Source organism: Chengkuizengella sp. SCS-71B, assembly GCF_040100845.1.
GTDB lineage: Bacteria > Bacillota > Bacilli > Paenibacillales > KCTC-33759 > Chengkuizengella.
In genome coordinates this window covers 1,938,597-1,957,861 of sequence record NZ_JAZHSH010000001.1, presented here as the reverse complement: position 1 = coordinate 1,957,861, position 19,265 = coordinate 1,938,597, and the positions used below count along the sequence as shown (strand labels likewise).

The 19,265-nt window shown below is 35.4% G+C and carries 16 protein-coding genes, 1 pseudogene and 1 riboswitch; of the genes and pseudogenes, 3 read left to right on the top strand and 14 right to left on the bottom strand.

All coding sequences use genetic code 11. The features are described 5' to 3' along the window. Window positions 1-67: 67 nt before the first annotated feature. From VQL36_RS09645 to cobJ, 10 genes are all read right to left on the bottom strand, one after another. Window positions 68-451: a VOC family protein gene (locus VQL36_RS09645; RefSeq protein ID WP_349249107.1), complete on the bottom strand. Its 384-nt coding sequence runs from the start codon at window positions 449-451 to the stop codon at window positions 68-70. 680 nt (window positions 452-1,131) lie between these two features. Next, complete coding sequence (locus VQL36_RS09640; protein WP_349249106.1) at window positions 1,132-2,271, bottom strand: cobalt-precorrin 5A hydrolase; 1,140 nt, start codon at window positions 2,269-2,271, stop codon at window positions 1,132-1,134. Between the two features lie 173 nt (window positions 2,272-2,444). Then, complete coding sequence (gene cobM / locus VQL36_RS09635; protein WP_349249105.1) at window positions 2,445-3,215, bottom strand: precorrin-4 C(11)-methyltransferase; 771 nt, start codon at window positions 3,213-3,215, stop codon at window positions 2,445-2,447. Then, complete coding sequence (cobI, locus tag VQL36_RS09630) at window positions 3,215-3,925, bottom strand: precorrin-2 C(20)-methyltransferase (RefSeq protein ID WP_349249104.1); 711 nt, start codon at window positions 3,923-3,925, stop codon at window positions 3,215-3,217. Before cobI ends, cobM begins: the two co-directional genes overlap by 1 nt. After that, window positions 3,918-5,135, bottom strand: a complete 1,218-nt coding sequence (cbiE, locus tag VQL36_RS09625) for a precorrin-6y C5,15-methyltransferase (decarboxylating) subunit CbiE (RefSeq protein WP_349249103.1) — start codon at window positions 5,133-5,135, stop codon at window positions 3,918-3,920. Before cbiE ends, cobI begins: the two co-directional genes overlap by 8 nt. 47 nt (window positions 5,136-5,182) lie before the next feature. Beyond that, window positions 5,183-6,298: a cobalt-precorrin-5B (C(1))-methyltransferase gene (locus tag VQL36_RS09620; RefSeq protein ID WP_349249102.1), complete on the bottom strand. Its 1,116-nt coding sequence runs from the start codon at window positions 6,296-6,298 to the stop codon at window positions 5,183-5,185. Window positions 6,299-6,301: 3 nt separating this feature from the next. Beyond that, window positions 6,302-6,952: a precorrin-8X methylmutase gene (locus VQL36_RS09615; RefSeq protein WP_349249101.1), complete on the bottom strand. Its 651-nt coding sequence runs from the start codon at window positions 6,950-6,952 to the stop codon at window positions 6,302-6,304. Further along, window positions 6,942-7,718, bottom strand: a complete 777-nt coding sequence (gene cobK, locus VQL36_RS09610) for a precorrin-6A reductase (RefSeq protein ID WP_349249100.1) — start codon at window positions 7,716-7,718, stop codon at window positions 6,942-6,944. The genes VQL36_RS09615 and cobK overlap by 11 nt, the downstream gene beginning before the upstream one ends. 21 nt (window positions 7,719-7,739) lie before the next feature. After that, entirely contained in the window at window positions 7,740-8,600 is an 861-nt protein-coding gene (locus tag VQL36_RS09605) for a sirohydrochlorin chelatase (RefSeq protein ID WP_349249099.1), read from the bottom strand. Between the two features lie 34 nt (window positions 8,601-8,634). Continuing rightward, on the bottom strand, window positions 8,635-10,308 hold the full coding sequence (gene cobJ, locus VQL36_RS09600) for a precorrin-3B C(17)-methyltransferase (RefSeq protein WP_349249098.1): 1,674 nt from the start codon (window positions 10,306-10,308) through the stop codon (window positions 8,635-8,637). A 243-nt stretch (window positions 10,309-10,551) separates the two neighbouring features. Then, window positions 10,552-10,756: riboswitch (cobalamin riboswitch) on the bottom strand. Between the two features lie 196 nt (window positions 10,757-10,952). Here cobJ and VQL36_RS09595 point away from each other — a divergent pair. The 3 genes and pseudogenes from VQL36_RS09595 to VQL36_RS09585 all read left to right on the top strand — a co-directional run bounded on the left by VQL36_RS09595 (window position 10,953) and on the right by VQL36_RS09585 (window position 16,485). Then, window positions 10,953-12,827 (top strand): M14 family zinc carboxypeptidase, encoded by a 1,875-nt coding sequence (locus VQL36_RS09595; protein ID WP_349249097.1) that lies wholly within the window; start codon window positions 10,953-10,955, stop codon window positions 12,825-12,827. A 343-nt stretch (window positions 12,828-13,170) separates the two neighbouring features. Next, a pseudogene (locus VQL36_RS09590) lies at window positions 13,171-14,310 on the top strand (S8 family peptidase); the annotation flags it as partial. An 828-nt stretch (window positions 14,311-15,138) separates the two neighbouring features. Then, a complete protein-coding gene (locus VQL36_RS09585; protein ID WP_349249096.1) occupies window positions 15,139-16,485 on the top strand; it encodes an FAD-binding oxidoreductase in 1,347 nt (448 codons plus the stop codon). Window positions 16,486-16,640: 155 nt separating this feature from the next. On the opposite strand, the gene VQL36_RS09580 is transcribed toward VQL36_RS09585, so the two are convergent. The 4 genes from VQL36_RS09580 to VQL36_RS09565 form a co-directional block, all read right to left on the bottom strand. Beyond that, window positions 16,641-17,120, bottom strand: a complete 480-nt coding sequence (locus VQL36_RS09580; protein WP_349249095.1) for an acyl-CoA thioesterase — start codon at window positions 17,118-17,120, stop codon at window positions 16,641-16,643. Between the two features lie 30 nt (window positions 17,121-17,150). Then, window positions 17,151-17,687: a hypothetical protein gene (locus tag VQL36_RS09575; protein WP_349249094.1), complete on the bottom strand. Its 537-nt coding sequence runs from the start codon at window positions 17,685-17,687 to the stop codon at window positions 17,151-17,153. Between the two features lie 273 nt (window positions 17,688-17,960). Then, on the bottom strand, window positions 17,961-18,263 hold the full coding sequence (locus VQL36_RS09570) for a thioredoxin family protein (RefSeq protein WP_349249093.1): 303 nt from the start codon (window positions 18,261-18,263) through the stop codon (window positions 17,961-17,963). Between the two features lie 3 nt (window positions 18,264-18,266). After that, on the bottom strand, window positions 18,267-18,824 hold the full coding sequence (locus VQL36_RS09565; protein ID WP_349249092.1) for a thioredoxin family protein: 558 nt from the start codon (window positions 18,822-18,824) through the stop codon (window positions 18,267-18,269). Between the last annotated feature and the right edge of the window lie 441 nt (window positions 18,825-19,265).

Genomic DNA, 19,265 nt, shown 5'->3' with positions numbered 1-19,265 from the left:
ATTTAAATTGATTGCCTTATTCGTTTTTAATTTATGAATTATTTTTAATTATCGATTGAGATTCAATTTATGGTGCAACCAATTCTACCTTGATGCGATCAGGATCTTCAAAAAAAACCGCATAATAGTCTTCTCCACCTGCATAAGGATGTTTGTCTGTATATAGGATCTGAATTCCTTTTTCCTTCAATTTCAAAGTGATTTCATCCACATGTTCCTTTGATTTTGCATGAAAAGCGAGGTGATTTAAACCAGTTCGACAGCGATGGTATGGAACATCTAAGAACCTCTGTTCAGTTTGAACAAAAACAATATACGTCTCTTGATATTTTAAACTTATGCCAGCATCCCATTTTTGAAAAACTTCATACCCTAATTCTTTCAGAAACCAATCCCAAAAAGATATAGTTTCCTTTAAATTAGAAACATAGATTTCTACATGGTGAAGCATATTTATCCCTCCGTTTTTAATTTATCCTATAATTTTTAGCATAAGACGCCCACCTCTATAGGTGGGGTCTTTTAATCATGTGGAGTAGAATCCCCATCTGATTTCTCGATGTTTAAGCTTTGCTTAAACGAGTTCACTGTTTATAAAGTGAAGCATTCTTTCAGTGGGGTTTAATTGAGAATAATACTGCTTGGTCTTATTTCAGAAAATTCATTCCATCATCATAAATTAAGGGAAATTCGTGGTCTTATTCTATTTCATTCGCCTCTTCATCATAAATTAGAGGGAATTCGTGGTCTTATTCACCATATTTTCATGAAATTTAAGGTTAAACCTTTATAATTGGGCGAATTAAGACCATCATATACCGTTATTTATAAAAATTGCGCAAAAAAAGTGATATAAGACCATAAATTACCGCTAATTCTATCAAATTTGAAATAATGACGTTTAAATTTTTATCCATCTAAATTTGTTACAATTTATCCATTTAAATTCTTTACATTTATCCATTATAAAATTTTATTGTGCTGATTAAAAATTTGCTTTCATTATATCTTATCCAATTTTCTGTAGGACTGAATGGTAGCTTTTTTTACTTAACAATTTAAATGTTCAAACATGAAATTGTTTTCATCAAATTTTGATTTATAAAAATATCTCACATCATGATCTATTCATCAAAATCTATCATCAAATTTCATCACTGCTACGGAAATCGTTACGTTACCAGACTTCTTCTTTATTAGAGTTAATTTGTCAACGCCACTATACCGTATTGCTGCAGGTTCACTTACCCCAAAAGCCCCCGTGTACTTATAAACGGTATCTGATGGCTGATCTATTTCAATCTCATTTAACTCTGAAGGAGTATAAATTTGAAAATCCCAATTGTATTTATCAACCACTTCCAATAAACCTATTTCATCTTTTTTCAAATCAATCGTACATATGGCTTTAACACTTTTTATAGAAAAGTTTAGTTCTTCTAAAGTTTCTTTGATTACTTGTTCAATTTCATCAGAGGATGTACCTCGATTACAACCCATTCCCAATACGATCACTTTAGGTCGATACATCACACCATTATCCAATATAACCTCTTCCTCATCATTGAGTAATCGATGAGTGACAACCAAGGCTGCTTGAGGTTGCTGCGCTAATGCTTCTTTTATAGTAGAAAAAAGATGAATGTTATTTGGGAGTGGCGTATCATACATCCACCAGTTTCGTTCACCCGATTCTTGTACAACCGCTATCTTTTCTTCATTAACTACTGAAGCACTTACTGGCGTTAATTTATCTGCTGATTCCCATTGCCATCCAAAACGTTGGCCAAATAAATCAACAGGAATTGTACCTTGCACATCGGAGGCAGTTGTAATTATAGGCTTTGCATCAATTAATGCAGCAACTTCCTTAGTTAGTTCATTTGCTCCACCTAAATGTCCTGAAAGTACACTAATGACATGCTCACCTTTGTCATCAATGACAACAATGCCCGGATCTGTTTTTTTATCCTTTAATAGTGGGGCGATCATTCGTACAACAGCCCCGAGGGAAATAATAATAATGATACCTTTATACACAGGGAAAAGAGCTGGAAATAACATTCTAACGGAACCTTGGAACATTTGAATCCCTTTACTGGATTCATCTCCAACTTCAAACTTATTCATATAGTATAAATCTGAATTAGAAAAATTTTTATGTAAAGATCTAGCGAGAGCTACTCCATGTTTAGTGATGGCGACGATAGCGTAATCGGCACTCTGCTCAATAACAGGAAATTCTTCTTCTTTTAATGAGATAAAAGACATTTCAACACCTTCTTTCTTCATAAAATTATTCAATTGTTAAAAAACCACAAAAATCACAATGATGAGCTAGAGGATATAATTCCAACAGAGTGAACTCGTTCAAGCAAAGCTTAAACATCGTGAAATCAGCTGGAGACTCTACTCCACCTGATTAGGGAAATATAATAGTATTATTACTTCACACCTTTTCTATATCCATGTGTAAATTCTTTATCATATAACTTCGAACGATATTCTTTTTCATGAATATTTGGATCCAACGCCCATCCAGCTAAAATCATAGCATGTGCACGAATCCCATGTTCCCGCATATCCTTATCTAAATTTTCAATTGTTGTTCTTACAATCTTTTGATCAGGCCAAGTTGCTCGTTGAACGACAGCAACAGGAGTTTGTTCACTCCATCCTGCTTCAATAAATTCCTTTGTTACCTTTTTGGTTAAAGTCGCACTCAGGAATAAAGCAATTGTACTATGGTGTGAAGCGAGATTCTTTAGTTGTTCTAGTTCAGGTACAGGCGTTCTACCCTCTGCTCTTGTTAATATCAACGTCTGGGTTAATTCAGGGATCGTTAGCTCAGCACCCACGGCAGCTGCGGATGCAAACACAGAACTTACACCTGGAATAATTTCGCACTCAATGCCTTCTTTTTTGAGCAATGCCATTTGTTCCATTGTTGCTCCAAACATAGCTGGATCACCTGTGTGTAAACGTACGAGCATTTTTCCCTGTTTTACCTTATCCACCATCAAATCTACCATTTCATCTAAAGCCATCCCAGAGCTTTTGATCACTTCTGCTTCAGAGTTTGCTTTTGAAGTTAATTCTTCACTTACTAAGGAATCTGTATATAACACAACATCTGCTTGCTGTAATAACTTCAACCCTTTCACGGTAATCAAATCTGGGTCTCCAGGACCCGCTCCAACAATATATATTTTCACTATTTTCTCACCACCATTAACGTTAAATATTCCAATTCTGCTCCTTCAAGTTCCTCAACATTTGTCCATACTCTTTCTTCTTCAGAAGTCACTTTTGTTACAACTGCCGCTTTATCTATTAATTCCAATTCTCTTAAAATACCGATCATCATATCTAAAACTTTTGCTACTTTAATAAATACAACACAATCATGTTCAATTAATGCTTTTCGCATGTTCTCAACATCATTTGTAGCCGGTACTATCGCTACTTGCTCGTCTCCATCTGCTAGTGGCAATCCCATTCTAGCCGCAGTTCCATTCACAGAAGAAATACCAGGTACAACCTTGATTTGAATATCACGGTGAAGCTTCTCAACCAAACGTTGCATATGGATAAACGTACTATAAAGCATAGGATCGCCTTCAGTTACAAAAGCTACGTCTTTCCCTTGATTTAATTGTTCACTTACCGTTTCTACTGTTTTGTTCCATTGCTTTTCTAATGTTGATTTGTCCTTAGTCATAGGAAAAATTAGCCCTAACATTTCTTTTTCCAGTGGATTAATATATTGCTCAGTAATCGCTAAAGCGTAGCTTTTACTTCCTGATCTCTTTTTTGGGTAAGCAATAACAGGAGATTCCTTCAGTATGCGAAATGCTTTTACTGTAATCAACTCAGGATCTCCAGGACCCATACCAATACCATATAATGTGCCTAAATTACTCAATTTCTATATCCTCCTCTTCTCTATACGCCGTGATGATATATATAGGATTCAGTGCATCAAACCGATTCATATGTAAGATAGGTTTACTTCTTGAAATCTGAGCCATCGTAATATCAGCCTTAAACCCTTCTTCTTTAAAAGCTTGACTAGCTTCATACAATGTTTCGATTGTAGCGGCATTTAAAACGATTCTTCCGTCTTGTTTTAAACGGTTGCAGCATATATTTAATAGTTTCTTTAACTCACCGCCACTGCCTCCAATAAATACCGCATCTGGATTAGGAAAATCCTCTAACCCTTCTGGAGCTTTGTTATGTTTGACAGTCATATCTACTCTGAATTTTTTCATATTTTCCAAACAATTTTCTAAATCCTTTTCATTTTTTTCAATGGCATATACTTCGCCACCTTTTGCTATTCGTCCCGCTTCAATGCCAACTGAACCAGTACATGTCCCAATGTCCCAAACAATACTTGTTGGTTTTAATGCCATATTCATTAAACTTAAAACCCGTACTTCCTTTTTCGTAATTAATCCTTTATCTGGCTTTCTTTGTGAGAATTCATGATCAGGAATCCCCATTGTCCAAAAAGGTGCTCTCTTTTGTCGAAATAAAATAACGACGTTTAAATTTGAATATGTGGAATCTTTCATTTCCTCTAACTCATACCATCCTGTTTTTTCTTCTTTACTCCCTAAATTTTCTGCTACAAAAGCTCGGTATTCTGTCATTCCAAAGTTCAATAAATATTTAGCAATCGCTTGAGGATTGTTTATATCATCTGTTAACAAAATCACATTATCTTTTCCATTGATACGTTGAGCAAGTCCTTTCATACTTCTACCATGAATGCTTATACAATCAGCATTATGCCAGCTATCCCCTACTTTTGCATAAGCAAGCTGAACAGAGCTCAAGTTGGGATAAATTTCAACCTCCATTTTTTTAGATAGATAACCACCAATCCCATAAAACAAAGGGTCACCGGAAGCAAGTACAACGACTTTTTTATTGATTGATTTAAGAGTTTCTACTAAATTGCTTAATCCACTTTTAATGACTAACTTCTCTTTTGTATAATCTTCAAAAAAAGATAATTGCCTTTCTCCACCTACCAGCAACTCACTTTCATAAATCCATTTCTGATATATAGGCAACAAACTTTCTTTTCCGTCATCACCTATACCAATAATTTTGATTATACTCATATACTCGCATCCTTTTTTTCGTCTTTAAACTAAGTTGACTTTTCACATTATTGAGATTGAGAACGTATGGTTTTCCTTCCTAGTAAAATGCCTTTTAAAGTACTAATGACCGTTTCAACCTCCATGTCGCCATTTACTTCTTTTAAACTGGATAAACAACAATACTCACACAATGTATCAAAGAATAGTTTGTTGTCTTGCTCAAGCATCATGTCACCTACTTGTGAGGCTGTATTTGCTGTTTTTATATTTTCTAAAGTAATTTCATCCACATCACATTCAGCAGCTACTTTGGCAAGAAAGTTAAAATCAATTGCAGCACTTTTGGAATGAACCATCATCACACCGTTTGCTACTTTTGAGAATTTACCCATCATACCGACCAGCGTTACTTTTTTTACCTTTTTATTTTTACAGGTTTTTAAGGTGAATCCGATGAAATCTCCCATTTCAATAAAGGCTTCCTCAGGTAAATCAGGGTATAACTCCATTCCAAATTTCTCACTTCTCCCACCTGTTGCTAAAATAAGGTGGTCACACCCTGCGGTCACTGCAACATTGATAGCATGTGCAATACTCGCTTTAAAAGCAGAGGTTGAAAACGGTACAACTGTACCTCTTGTCCCCAAAATTGAAATTCCGCCTAGAATTCCTAATCTTGCATTTAACGTCTTTTTGGCGATTTCTTCACCTTCAGGAACCGATATTTCTACACGAACACCTTTATGTATTTCAAATTGATGCAATATAGTCTGGGTCACTTCCATGATCATTTTATAAGGTACAGGATTAATTGCTGCTTTACCTACCTCAACTGGTAAACCTGGTTTGGTTACTCTACCAACACCGATCCCTCCATCCAATTCAATACCTGAATCCTTATTCCAAGAAACGGTAGAAAGTATCATAGCGCCATGCGTTGCATCAGGATCGTCCCCGCCATCCTTTATCGTTCCAGCAGTAGCTGTATCCTCATTAAATTCACAAGTAGATATATCAAAGGAAACTTGTTTACCAATAGGTAAAGTAATGGTCGCTTCCTTTTGTGTTTCCTGAAAAATCAATGCGGTTAACGCTGCCTTTGTCGCAGCTGTTGCACAAGCACCTGTTGTATATCCATGACGCATATCTTTTGGATCTTTCTTCGTTTCTTTTTTCTTCATATATTACACCTGACGAATAGCCATCAATGATATTGCATTTAAAGCAGCTACCGTCACAGCACTTCCACCTTTTCTTCCGATATTTGTAATGAAAGGAATGTCTAATTTGGCCAATTCTTCTTTCGATTCAGCAGCAGAAACAAATCCAACCGGCATCCCGATCACAAGACCTGGTTTCGCTTCCCCATTTTTCACTAAACGAATTAATTCTAGTAAGGCTGTAGGCGCATTTCCGATCGCAAAAATTCCACCTTCTGCTTCCTTAATCGCTTTGCGCATCGATATAATGGCTCTTGTTGTATTTAATCGCTTCGCTTCCTCCATCACATCTTCATCTGATATGTATACTTTAACTTCAGATCCGAACTTTTCAAGCCTTGGTTTGCTAATGCCAACCTGAACCATTTGAACATCTGCAACTACGATTCTCCCACTTTGAATGGCTTTTATTCCTGATTGCACCGCATCTGGATGAAACAACACACTTCTACCTAATTCAAAATCGGCAGAAGCATGAATAACACGCTGCACAACTGGATATTGTTCTTCTGTAAAAGAGTGCTCTCCTAATTCTTCTGTAATCATTTCAAAGCTTTTTCCTTCTATTTCTTGTGGTTGTACTGTTAATGGTTTAAATTCCGTTTTAAAATCCATTCTTTAATTCCTCCTTTATATAGTTCAATATGTTTGCAAAATCAGAAAATTTAGTTCCGTACTGAATTTTCGGCCTTGAGATCATAATCGTTTCAATCCCCATTTCTAATGCTGTTTCTACCTTTTCGTCAACCGCTCCAACCTTTCCACTTTCTTTCGTAATCATGACATTGACCTTGTAAAAATCATAAAGTGCTTTGTTTAATTGTGTAGAAAATGGACCTTGCATAGCGATGATATTTTTTTGTTGTATACCTAACTCTTCGCACTTTTCCATATTGTCTTTACGAGGTAACATCCGAGCTACTAGTGTGATATTTGGCAGGTCAATTAGTTTATCTGTAAAGGTTTTTAACGTTTTACTTCCTGTAGTCAGCATGATGACTCCTTGCTTCTGAGATGCTAATTCTGCTGCATGTTCATATGTTTCAACTTTATGTAATAATGAATGTTGTTTAAATTCTAAACCTTCTCTTTCAAAACGAACATAAGTAATTTTACTTTGTTCTGCACAGTTTATTGCGTTTTTTGAAGCCTCTTCCGCATAAGGATGACTTGCATCTACAATCATTTGTATCTTTTTTTCTTTAACTAATTCTATCATCGCTTCAACTGGTAACCTTCCAACCGAAACAGGTAGATCCACTTCTCGCATTGATAAAGCGGCATTTTCTGTAACAACAGTTGTTAATAAGGGGATATTCATCTCTTTGATTTGCAAAGCTAATGCTCTTGCATCACTTGTCCCTGCTAGAACTAAGATCATTTTAGTAATGTCTCCCTTCTTTTAAGCATGGTGGTGGTGATGTTCGTGATCATGATCATGATGATGGTGATGATCAATATGTTTCATTGCATCTAAACGGTAAGAGCAGTTATCACAATTCATCTTTACTTCATCCTGTAACGCTTCGTTGACTCTCTCTATGAGAACTTCTTTTAAATTCGAATGAAATCCAAAATATTCACCTAGTTGAAACTGAAGATTTTCATATTGATGTTGATAAGTTTTGACCATATCTTCCATTCTTTTAATTAAAATACCTGTAAACAAGAAATATGGAAGAATAATCACATTTTTCGCACCTAGTTTTATACAACGCTCAATACCCTCATCCATGGTTGGGAACGTAACTCCAATAAATGCTGTTTCAACCCATTTCACTTTCATTTTTTCCCAAAACAAACGAGAGATTTTATAAACATCACTGTTTGCATCTGGTTCACTGCTTCCTCTACCTACAATTAAAACCGCTGTTTCTTCTGAAATTTCTTTTTTATTCAATTCAACAACCTCTTGAAAACGTTCATGTAATATATCAATGACAAGATCATGCACACCGATGGGTCTACCATATACGAATTGAACTTTTGGATAATGTTCTTTCGCTTCATCAATCGCTGCTGGAATGTGAATTTTCGAGTGCCCTGCACCCAATAAGATAATTGGAATTACAACAACTTTTGTAGCTCCTTTTTCTATACACTGGCTTATTCCTTGATTGATATTTGGTTTTTCAAATTCTAAAAAGCAAGTTTCAACTATCGGAGTTTGAATACGTGGCAGCATATTTTTTATAAAAGCTCTGACCTCGTCATTGCCTTCTTTATCTCTACTTCCATGACCAACAAATAATACAGCTTCCATTATTAATTCCTCCCATGATTTCTTTCTTTTAATATTACTCTCCGCAAATGACTTGTTCTGTTACTAATACAGGAACATCACGATAAGTAAAACCTTCGATTTCTCTCACACGTTTAAAATATTTGTGGAATCGCTCATTTGGAAAACCATCATTGGCATAACCTTTCACAATTCGTTCAACTAAATCTACAATTTTTTCTTTTTCAATACCTTCTGCCACAGGTTGTGCAGCATGAGCGGTTCTTCCTACCGTTTTTGCTCCTAAAAACAAATCAAATTTACCTTTACGGAACACTATGCCAATATCTTCTTTCACCGCACCATAACAAGTCATCGCACATCCGTTAAAGCCAATTTTTAATTCCTTAGGTGTTTTTAAACCATCAATCCGTTTATGTATTTCTTTTACATATGGTATGGACTCATCCTTTTCTTCGTCACAGAAGTCACAAGCTTTTACTTGAGCTACATCTCCTACGGGAGCTAGCAATAATCCTTCATTTTGCAACTGTTGGGTAACTTCATTTGGATTACTCGTTGGGACTCGTAAAATAAGTTGATGGTGAGGTGTATATTCTATATCCCCTTTATCTCCAGCAATATCTGCAATTAACTTCATTTGCTGTGCAGTCATTTTTTTATTAGCTATACCTGGACTTATGGCCAGTTCTAAAATCGACTCTTGTTTAAATACAGCGTTCTCTACTATTACATCTTCTTTGTTTGTAGTTGGGATTGTTTCAATTCCTTGTTTTTGCTGCAAAGTCCTTAAAGCCTCAGTCGCTATAGTTAGAGGAGTCGTCTGACGGTCTTCTGTAAGATGATGAGCCTGATCTTCTGTATTCTGCTTCATTTCAGTTAAACTAGATTCGTTTTCTGCTTCAATTAAAGACCAAGGTTCATTTTCTTTTTTTAATCGCTCATGTGGTTTAAGCTGTTGTTCATCACGATCTAAAGTGTATTTTCTTTGGTAACCTCTCGGTGTAATCATTTTCCCATCATATAAAAATGTAGTAGAATTTCCGATAATAACGGTTGTTAACATGCCGATATCAAACTCTAACATTTTTTCTAAAGTCGTTATCTGTACAAATTCACGTTCACGATATGCACTCTTTACTAATCCAACTGGGGTATCCGGAGATCGATATTTCAACAATATGTTTTGTGCTTCAATAATTTGTCTCGTTCTTCTTCCACTTCTAGGATTATATAGCGCGATAACAAAGTCCGCTGATCCGGCTGCATCTATACGCTTTTCAATTAGTTCCCATGGTGTTAAATGGTCACTTAAACTAATCGTACAAGCATCGTGCATAATTGGAGCACCTAATAGAGAGGCGCATGAGTTAATTGCAGAGATACCAGGGATGACCTCAACTTCTACTCCCTCTGATTCATGCCAGCCTTTTTCTATTAAAACTTCATATACAAGTCCAGCCATCCCATATACGCCTGCATCACCGCTAGAAATAACTGCTACTTTCTTACCATTCTCCGCTTGTTTTACCGCTTCCTGTGCTCGACTTACTTCTTCTGTCATACCTGTTCTAACGATTTCTTGATGGGTAAGCAGATCACGAATTAAATCAACATACGTGTTGTATCCAATAATGACATCACTTTCTTCTATCGCTTCACGTGCTCTTTTTGTAATATGTTCAAAACTGCCTGGACCAAATCCGATAACTAATAATTTACCCTTCATCTCCCATTTCCCCTTTATTAAAAAGCCCTAATTTACTATACTTCACTCTTAACCTCCATGAGTTATACTTTAAAATCATATTCAAAAATATATAAACTACCACTAATTGCGAAAATCTAACATTTTTGAAAGCAAAAAAGCACTTCTACATCAGGTCGTAGAAAGTGCTAAAATATATTTGGAATGGCATAAGAACATACCAATCTCATCATACACCTCCCTATCCTCGTAGGTTCATACTAGTAAGTGTTTATAGAAAAAGGCAGGTCTCCTGACTTATGGATCATCGTATTTCTGAATGTTTGATACAGTTGCTTAAACCTTCCCATTATTCACAGTGGCTTAAGGATCTACTCTCCAATTTACAGTGGCGGGACCGTGACGGATTTGCACCGTTCTTCCCTATTAAGGAACGAATCAACGTTCCACCCATTTCAATATTATTCAATTGTTTAAACATCAAATTCATTATAAAGAAATGTTACTAACCTGTCTATGATTAAATGATATTAAATCTATTTATAAATTCTAATTGTAGAGAGTAGCTTCACTCTATTGGATTTAAATAGATATTCTTCCAAAATATTCATAAATATAATATATGAAGAATATGATGTTGAGAATTCACTAGAAGGAGGATTAAAATGAAGTCATTTAAAGTTTATCGTTTATGTTTTTCAGTAATGTTAATGGTGTGCTTAGTTGCAACACCACTCATGACATCAGGTTTAACTATCGTTAATGCAAATCCAGAGGTGCAAAAGAAGGAAACAGAAGGTCCACTGATGTTCAGAATTGACAATGTATCTACAAAAGAACAACGAACTGAAATTGCTAGAACTGGTGTTGTCATTGAAGAAATTGGTGAAAATTATGTCATTGTTATCGCACATCCTACAGAAGTTAAAGATTTAAAGAAATTAAATTTCTCAGTAACTGAACAAATGACTAATGATCAATTGCAAGCTTTGGATTTCCCTATTTCAGATAGTGACTATCACAATTATCAAGAAATGGTAGATGAGATTAATCAAGCTGCAATAGATCACCCAAATATTCTTGAGAAATTTAGTATTGGTCAATCATATGAAGGCAGGGAGATATGGGCTGTTAAAATTAGTGATAATCCATCTGCAGATGAAGATGAAGCAGAAGTTTTATACACTGGTCTTCATCATGCTCGTGAACACTTAACCGTTGAAATGACATTGTATTTAATGAATTTGTTCACGGACGAGTACGGTACGAACTCACAAGTTACTAACTTAGTAGATAATAGAGAGATTTTCCTTGTATTTAACTTAAATCCAGATGGTGGAGAATATGATATAAGAAATGGAAGTTATGATTTCTGGCGCAAAAATCGCCAAGTTAATAGCGGTTCTAGTTATGTAGGTACAGATTTGAATCGAAATTATGGATACAGATGGGGATGTTGTGGAGGATCAAGCGGTAGTACTAGTAGTGATACATACCGTGGAACTAGTCCATTTTCTGCCCCAGAAACAAATGCATTAAGAAACTTTGTTGAAAGTAGAATGATTGATGGAAAAATGCAAATTACAACAGCAGTAAGTTTCCATACGTATGGAGAATTAATATTATATCCATATGGTTACACATATACGAATGTACCGAGTGATATGACACAGGATGATCATGATGTGATGGTAACGTTAGCTAATCAGATGGCGAATATGAATGGTTACACGCCTCAACAATCAAGTGATTTATATATAACCGATGGTGATATGACAGATTGGACATATGGGGAACATAAAATCATGTCATTTACGTATGAAATGTATCCTACATCTTCCAATCCAGGATTTTATCCACCAGATGAAATTATTCAAAGAGAAACTGAAAGAAATCGTGATGCTATATTATACTTAACTGATAAAGCGGATTGTCCATATGATGTTATTGGTAAAGCTGCACAATATTGTGGAGATGGTGGAGGAAACACTGAGATCGTATTTGAAGATGATTTCGAAACGGATAAAGGTTGGATCTCAGACCCGAATGGTAGCGATACTGCGACAACAGGAAATTGGGAACGTGCTAATCCAAAGTCCACACGTTCTAGTGGAGCTAAACAGCTAGGAACAACAACCAGTGGAAAATTTGATCTTGTTACAGGAGCAAGTAGTCGTGGGTCTTCTGCAGATAGTAACGATATTGATAATGGAGTCACTTCTATTCGATCATCAGTTATTTCATTACCAGCTGATGGTGCAACTACATTATCTTTCTCTTATTATTTCAGTCATGACTCTAATGCCTCTAATGATGATTTCTTCCGTGTAAATCTCGTTCACTCAAATGGTAGCGTTGTCACTTTATTTGAGGAATTAGGTACTTCCAGCGATCGGGATGCAGTATGGTTGAGTCAATCTCTCGATCTCTCTTCTTATCAGGGAGAATCAATTTATGTCCAATTTGAAGCCGCAGATGCTGCCGGTCCTAGCTTGGTAGAGGCTGGAGTAGATGATGTTAAAATCGAAAATGTGCGATAACCCGATAGATGAAGAAGATTAAAGAAAGCATTTCACCTTAAACTTAGATTTTGGGATTAGGTTTTCGACTACCTGATCCCTTTTTTTGATGGAGAGTGAATTTTTCGTGAAGTCATTAAATCAAAACCTATTTCTACTATAATATGATCCTAACATAGATTAGTCTGTTGCTTTTCAACCTTTGGTTAGATTACATACTGAATTTTTATTTATAAAATTGTGTAATAATATAACTTTTTTATTAATATTTTGTAAAAGTGTCAAATAGGGGTTGGTTAAAGGTAATAGGCATCCTTTTCCAGATGGCTTTTATATCAAAAAAAACAATAACGGAGGGTAAGTAATGAATTTAAAAAGGTTTTTTTCTGTTTTTATGGCAATAGCACTAATTTTTTCTTTTTCAATTACTAGTTCAGCTGAGACTACTTCAGAGGAAAGTACAATCATAGTAAAATTCAAAGATAAAACTTCCAAAGAGATGATAAAACTAATCCATCAAGAAGAAAAAGCAGAGGTCATTAAGAAAAATGATCAAATTGGTTTTGAAGTTATCAAAGTCAAAGGAAAATCTGTAGAGAAAGCCTTAGAGCAATATAAAAACAGAGCCGATGTAGAATATGCAGAACCTATTATGGAATACTACGCTCTATTTACTCCAAACGATCCACTTTATCATAGCGACCAATATGGTCCTCAAATCATGGAAGCAGAGGCAGCTTGGGACATCACACAAGGTAGCTCATCTGTAGTCGTTGCTGTTATTGACACAGGGGTTCAAGCAAATCATGAAGATTTACAAGGGAAAGTAACCTCAGGTTATGACTTCATCGATAATGATAACGATCCTTCTGATGGGAATGGACACGGTACACATGTAGCTGGAACAGTCGGAGCAATTACGAACAATAGTATAGGAGTTGCTGGTGTAGCTCCAAATGTTAGTATCATGCCTGTACGCGTGCTGAACAATGCTGGTTCAGGAACAAATCTAGGTGTTGCTGATGGAATTACTTATGCTGCTGATAATGGTGCAGATGTAATTAACTTAAGTCTTGGAAGCACTGCTCATTCTGCAGCAGTAGAAAACGCTGTTAACTATGCATGGAATGCTGGCGTTGTTGTCGTATGCGCTGCTGGTAATGCAGGGACTACTAGTCCACATTACCCAGCCTTCTATACAAATTCATTGGCAGTGGCTGCTACAGATGCCAACGACAATAAAGCATGGTTTTCTACTTATGGATCTTGGGTAGATGTGGCAGCCCCTGGTGTAAATATTATTTCCACGTGGAATAATGGAGGATATAATACGATCAGCGGAACATCAATGGCTGCACCACATACAGCTGGTTTAGCAGGCCTACTTGCATCACAAGGTTTAACAAATGTTCAAATCCGCGATAGAATTGAAAGTACAGCAGATCCTATTTCTGGTACAGGTAGCGACTGGGAGCATGGAAGAGTCAATGCATTTGCTGCAGTAAGTGGGGGGGATGTCCCTGGTCCCGGTCCAGATCCAACTGTAGTATTTGAAGATGATTTCGAAACGAATAAAGGATGGACTGCAGATCCAAACGGAAGTGATACAGCGACTTCAGGAAATTGGGAACGAGCGAATCCTAAATCCACACGTTCTAATGGAGCGAAACAGCTAGGAAGAACAACCAGTGGAAAATTTGATCTTGTTACAGGAGCGAGTAGTCAAGGGTCTTCTGCAGATAGTAACGATGTTGATAATGGAGTTACTTCTATTCAATCATCAGCAATTTCATTACCGGCTGATGGCTCACTTACATTAACTTTCTCTTATTACTTCAGCCATGACGAAAATGCGTCTAATGATGATTTCTTCCGATTAAATCTCGTTCGCTCAAATGGGAGTATTGTAAATTTATTTGAAGAATTAGGAACTTCCAGCGATCAGGATGCAGCATGGTCCAATCAATCTCTTGATCTCTCAGCTTATGCTGGAGAGAATGTTCACCTTCAATTCGAAGCAGCAGATGCTGGCAGCCCTAGCTTGGTAGAGGCTGGAGTAGATGATGTTAAAATTGAAAATGGAGGATAGTAAAGTAGATTAAAAAGAATTGGATCATTGTATATGCTAAAACCCCTTAATCTTTGGATATAAAAGTCATCATAAGTAACCCTAAACTCAGAATGCTTTGAGATTAGGGTTTTTTTGCACTTATACTAACATGCTCTCATATAATATCCTGAACTATCATGATTATATGTTCATAATAGATATAACTAAATTTAATGTGTAATTATAAATATTGAACTAAGCAAAAATGAAAGGAGCGCTTTAATGAAAAAAACAAAATTAACCGGAAAGGTAATTTATCCAAATGATCCAGCATATCAACAAGCACGGATGAACTGGAACCCATTCACCAATGCATTTCCTATAGTTTTTGTATTTGCACAGCAGAAAGAAGATGTATCAAATGCTGTTAGGTGGGCACGTGAAAATAATGTATCCATTCGAATGCGTAGTGGAGGGCATTCATTAGCAAAAGATTTCTCACAAGTAAATGGAGGAATAGTCATAGATGTCAGTGAAATGAGGAATATTGAGTTAGATGAAAAAAATGGAACTGCAGTTGTTGAAGCTGGAATACGTGTAGGACCTCTAGTAAAATTTCTTGCTCAGAAAGGTGTTTTAGCTCCTTTTGGAGATAGCCCCAACGTTGGCATAGGAGGTATTAGTACAGGTGGAGGAATTACAGCTGTTCAGCGTACAACTGGGTTAATCACTGATAACATTTTAGCTGCAACTATAGTTGATGCAGATGGAAATGAAATCTCTGTCAGCGATAACAACAATCCCGACCTCCTATGGGCTATCAGAGGAGGTGGAGGAGGAAATTTTGGCATTATAACTTCCTATACATTTAAAGTACGTTCAGCACCTTTTCAAGTTGGAATATTTGAAATTACATGGCCTTGGGAACAACTAGAAGAAGTAATAAATGTATGGCAAAGATGGTCCCCTTCTGTTGATATAAGATTAGGATCAACATTAGAAGTCTTTTCTCAATCTGATGGCATGTTACAATCCCGTGGGATTTTCCTCGGTTCACAATCCGAGCTGGAAAAACTATTGGCACCTTTAACAGGTGTTGGTACTCCCACTAAGGTGTTTGTTGAAGAGGTCACTCTACCAGAAGCTATAGAATTTTGGATACCGAGTCAGCCATTATTTTCTGATGAAAACTCTACATGGTCATCTACTTGGGCTGAGCTAATCTTACCTGATGAGGCACTGAAGACAATCCGAAGCTTTCTAGAAAAAGCAACAGGAACTTCTAATTTCTTTTTCCTTAACTCAGGGGGCGCTATGAACCAGATACCTTCGGATGAAACTGCTTTCTTTTGGAGAAATACAAAGTTTTACATGGAATGGAATGCCAAATGGACTAAAGACTCTGAAGCCCAAAAAAATATCAGATTGGTTCAAAATACTCGCACAGAACTAACTCCTTATGTAGTCGGCTCATATGTCAACGTACCTGATTTAGGTCTTAAAAATTTTGGTCAAGAATACTATGGTAATAACTTTTCTAGACTTCAGCAAGTGAAAGCAAAATTCGACCCTGATAATGTTTTCAATTTTGCACAGAGTATACCTCCTGCTAAACTCAGATATAAATGAAAAATAGAATAGCCATCTATACAGAAAATAGGCCGAATCTTTTAAATAAAAAAAGCGGTCTATTTTTAGAGCCCTCTCGAATTTCTTACCTTATTAGTTATTTTGTATTCTCTACTAAAAATGAAAAAAAGCTCCAATCGGAGCTTCTTGAATATTCAATGAATTTTCTCTTTTTTCATTCTTTGCTTTCTCATTTCATAACGCTCTGGAGCAGTTTCAAATAATCTCTTCTCTTCATCTGTTTCAGGAATAACTTCTGGTACAGGAACAGCATTTCCATTTTCATCAACGGCTACAAAAGTTAAAAAAGCAGTAGCTGTTTTTTTAAATTCACCTGTTAATAAATCCTCCGATTGAACCTTAACATATACCTCCATTGAACTTCGATGTGTCCAAGTTACGAATGCCTCTAAAACTAAAGCTTCACTTAACTTCCCAGGAGCTAAAAAATCTAAACTGTCACTTGATGCTGTTACAATGGTTTTTCTACAATGCCTCATACTTGCTATAGAAGCAACTTTATCGATATACGCCATAACTAATCCCCCAAAAACAGTACCATGATAATTAGTATCCTGTGGAAAAATAAGTTCTGTCATATAAGTTCGAGATAAATGAACGGGTTTCGCATCCACTAAACAATCCTCCAATATTTTTTATGTATACTAATTCACTTTATTATTTAATGTATCTAAAGATAAAATCACCTGATCCATTAAAGCCTCTAAATCTGTCAATTGATTTTCATTAATTTTTCTTTTGAAATCCAATTTAATCTCATTTTGAATCAAAACCACTGATTCCTGATTAGATTCAAAGCTAAACTTTTGAGTGATATGGGGTCTGTTATCCCATATTTTTTGTAATGTCTTTTCTATTATTTGGGCTTGATTACTTACTTCATCAATGGATTGACCAACAAAATCTATAACAAAATTAACCTCTAGTTTACATCCAGGCTGCTGCACATCATGTTCTAATATTTCCATACTTAAATCCTCTACACTTGTTGATAAACTACATTGAGCATTTATTTTTTTATTTTGTTTTTTTGAAAATTGTATGGAATAAGTTCTAGACATGGAGGCTAAATCAACTTGATCTTTACGGTCTGTAATTTGAATGATTTCTTCAAGATCTAAGTCATATACAATCCCTTCCAATACTACTTTAATATTGTCAAAAATCGTTGGATCAAACAATTTTAATCCTCCTTACTATCGTCATCTTCAAATACCCATTATATACATCTTTTTTGTAAGAAAATTAAATACAAAAGAACCTTAAAGAAGTGTTTCCATCTTCCTTAAAGTAGAATTAGTACTAATTTAAATTTATCATAAAAACTATAAAAGCACCAATTGTTGAGCAATTTTAATCATTTCATTATACATCGTATAGATACTCTGTTGGAAAACATAAAAAAACTGCCGGACATGATTGACTATCATCTGCCGACAGCTTTTTATGTGCTTTCATGGTTTTAATAACTGATACAAGTGATCCACTGAATTCAAGGAATACTCTTTTTTAAGCAAAATTCTATTTTTAAACAAAAGTAAACATGGGACACTTGAAATTTGATACGTTTTTGTTAATTGTGGTAAATAGTTTATATTGCTTTTGTAAATTGTTTTGTTTATGTCCATTTGAATAGTAATATTCAGCATTTGTTCAGCTAGTTTACATGTTCCGCACATTGGCGTATATATAAAAAGTGCAAATTCTATCTGTTCGTTCAGCGCTTTTATAAAATGTTCTTCTGAGATTTCTTCCATTGATTACTCTTTCCATTTAATATTACAACCAATACTAGGTTTTTGGTTGTCATTCACTGATTCTCCAATTAACAATTGATCTAACGCTTTTCGAATATCTGCTCCTGTGACTGGTTTGCCATTACCAGGACGAGAATCATCTAGTTGACCTCTATAAACACAAGTCATATTCCCATCATAAATGTAAAAGTCAGGTGTACAAGCAGCTTCATAAGCTTTGGCTACTTCCTGTGACTCATCATATAGATAAGGGAATGGATATTGAAGTCGCTCCGCATCTTCTTTCATTTTTTCTGGTGAATCATCTGGATAATTCTCTACATCATTTGAACTGATTGCAATAAAAGAAATCCCCCTCGGTATGTAATCATTTGCTATTTTCACTAACTCTTGCTGGACATGTATTACAAACGGGCAATGATTACAAATAAACATAATAACTGTAGCAGTATCCGATTTTAATTCTTCCAACGTACGTTGTACACCAGTTAACGGTTCTAGCAAATTAAAGGTTGGTGCTATTGAATTTAGTGGAATCATATTTGAAGGTGTTCTAGCCATCTTATCAATCCCTTTCAGCTTTATTATGAAAAACTTATAATCTAATCATAAACATAACAAACACAATTGATCAAGTAAATACATAGGGGCAAACAGTAACCACACACCACTAAACACCTTTGATATTTGAAGTGGGTGCTTCTTGGGAAGTAAATTGGATGGTTATTTCAAACAACTATTTCAATTAATTATATTTTTTTAATTTTATTTTAAATATTTATAATTTTTAGTAAATATTGTATAATAATGTGCAGGCACAATAAATTAGTTTTTTTTAGGGGCAAAACAACCTTCTCTTCAAAGGAGGTGAAGCAAATGGATTTTAATTGGATTGAATTTTTTATTAACTTTTTTAATTTCGTTATTTCTATTTTAGAATTACTAGGGTAATTATATTGGTATTTTTATTTCATACTTAATCTTTAAAGCCCCAACAAATTT

Bases quoted from the DNA above. Each gene is read 5' to 3' on its own strand.
- VQL36_RS09645 (WP_349249107.1), bottom strand. From the start codon at position 451: ATGCTTCACCATGTAGAAATCTATGTTTCTAATTTAAAGGAAACTATA.
- VQL36_RS09640 (WP_349249106.1), bottom strand. From the start codon at position 2,271: ATGTCTTTTATCTCATTAAAAGAAGAAGAATTTCCTGTTATTGAGCAG.
- cbiE (WP_349249103.1), bottom strand. From the start codon at position 5,135: ATGAGTATAATCAAAATTATTGGTATAGGTGATGACGGAAAAGAAAGT.
- VQL36_RS09620 (WP_349249102.1), bottom strand. From the start codon at position 6,298: ATGAAGAAAAAAGAAACGAAGAAAGATCCAAAAGATATGCGTCATGGA.
- VQL36_RS09615 (WP_349249101.1), bottom strand. From the start codon at position 6,952: ATGGATTTTAAAACGGAATTTAAACCATTAACAGTACAACCACAAGAA.
- cobK (WP_349249100.1), bottom strand. From the start codon at position 7,718: ATGATCTTAGTTCTAGCAGGGACAAGTGATGCAAGAGCATTAGCTTTG.
- VQL36_RS09605 (WP_349249099.1), bottom strand. From the start codon at position 8,600: ATGGAAGCTGTATTATTTGTTGGTCATGGAAGTAGAGATAAAGAAGGC.
- cobJ (WP_349249098.1), bottom strand. From the start codon at position 10,308: ATGAAGGGTAAATTATTAGTTATCGGATTTGGTCCAGGCAGTTTTGAA.
- VQL36_RS09595 (WP_349249097.1), top strand. From the start codon at position 10,953: ATGAAGTCATTTAAAGTTTATCGTTTATGTTTTTCAGTAATGTTAATG.
- VQL36_RS09585 (WP_349249096.1), top strand. From the start codon at position 15,139: ATGAAAAAAACAAAATTAACCGGAAAGGTAATTTATCCAAATGATCCA.
- VQL36_RS09570 (WP_349249093.1), bottom strand. From the start codon at position 18,263: ATGGAAGAAATCTCAGAAGAACATTTTATAAAAGCGCTGAACGAACAG.
- VQL36_RS09565 (WP_349249092.1), bottom strand. From the start codon at position 18,824: ATGGCTAGAACACCTTCAAATATGATTCCACTAAATTCAATAGCACCA.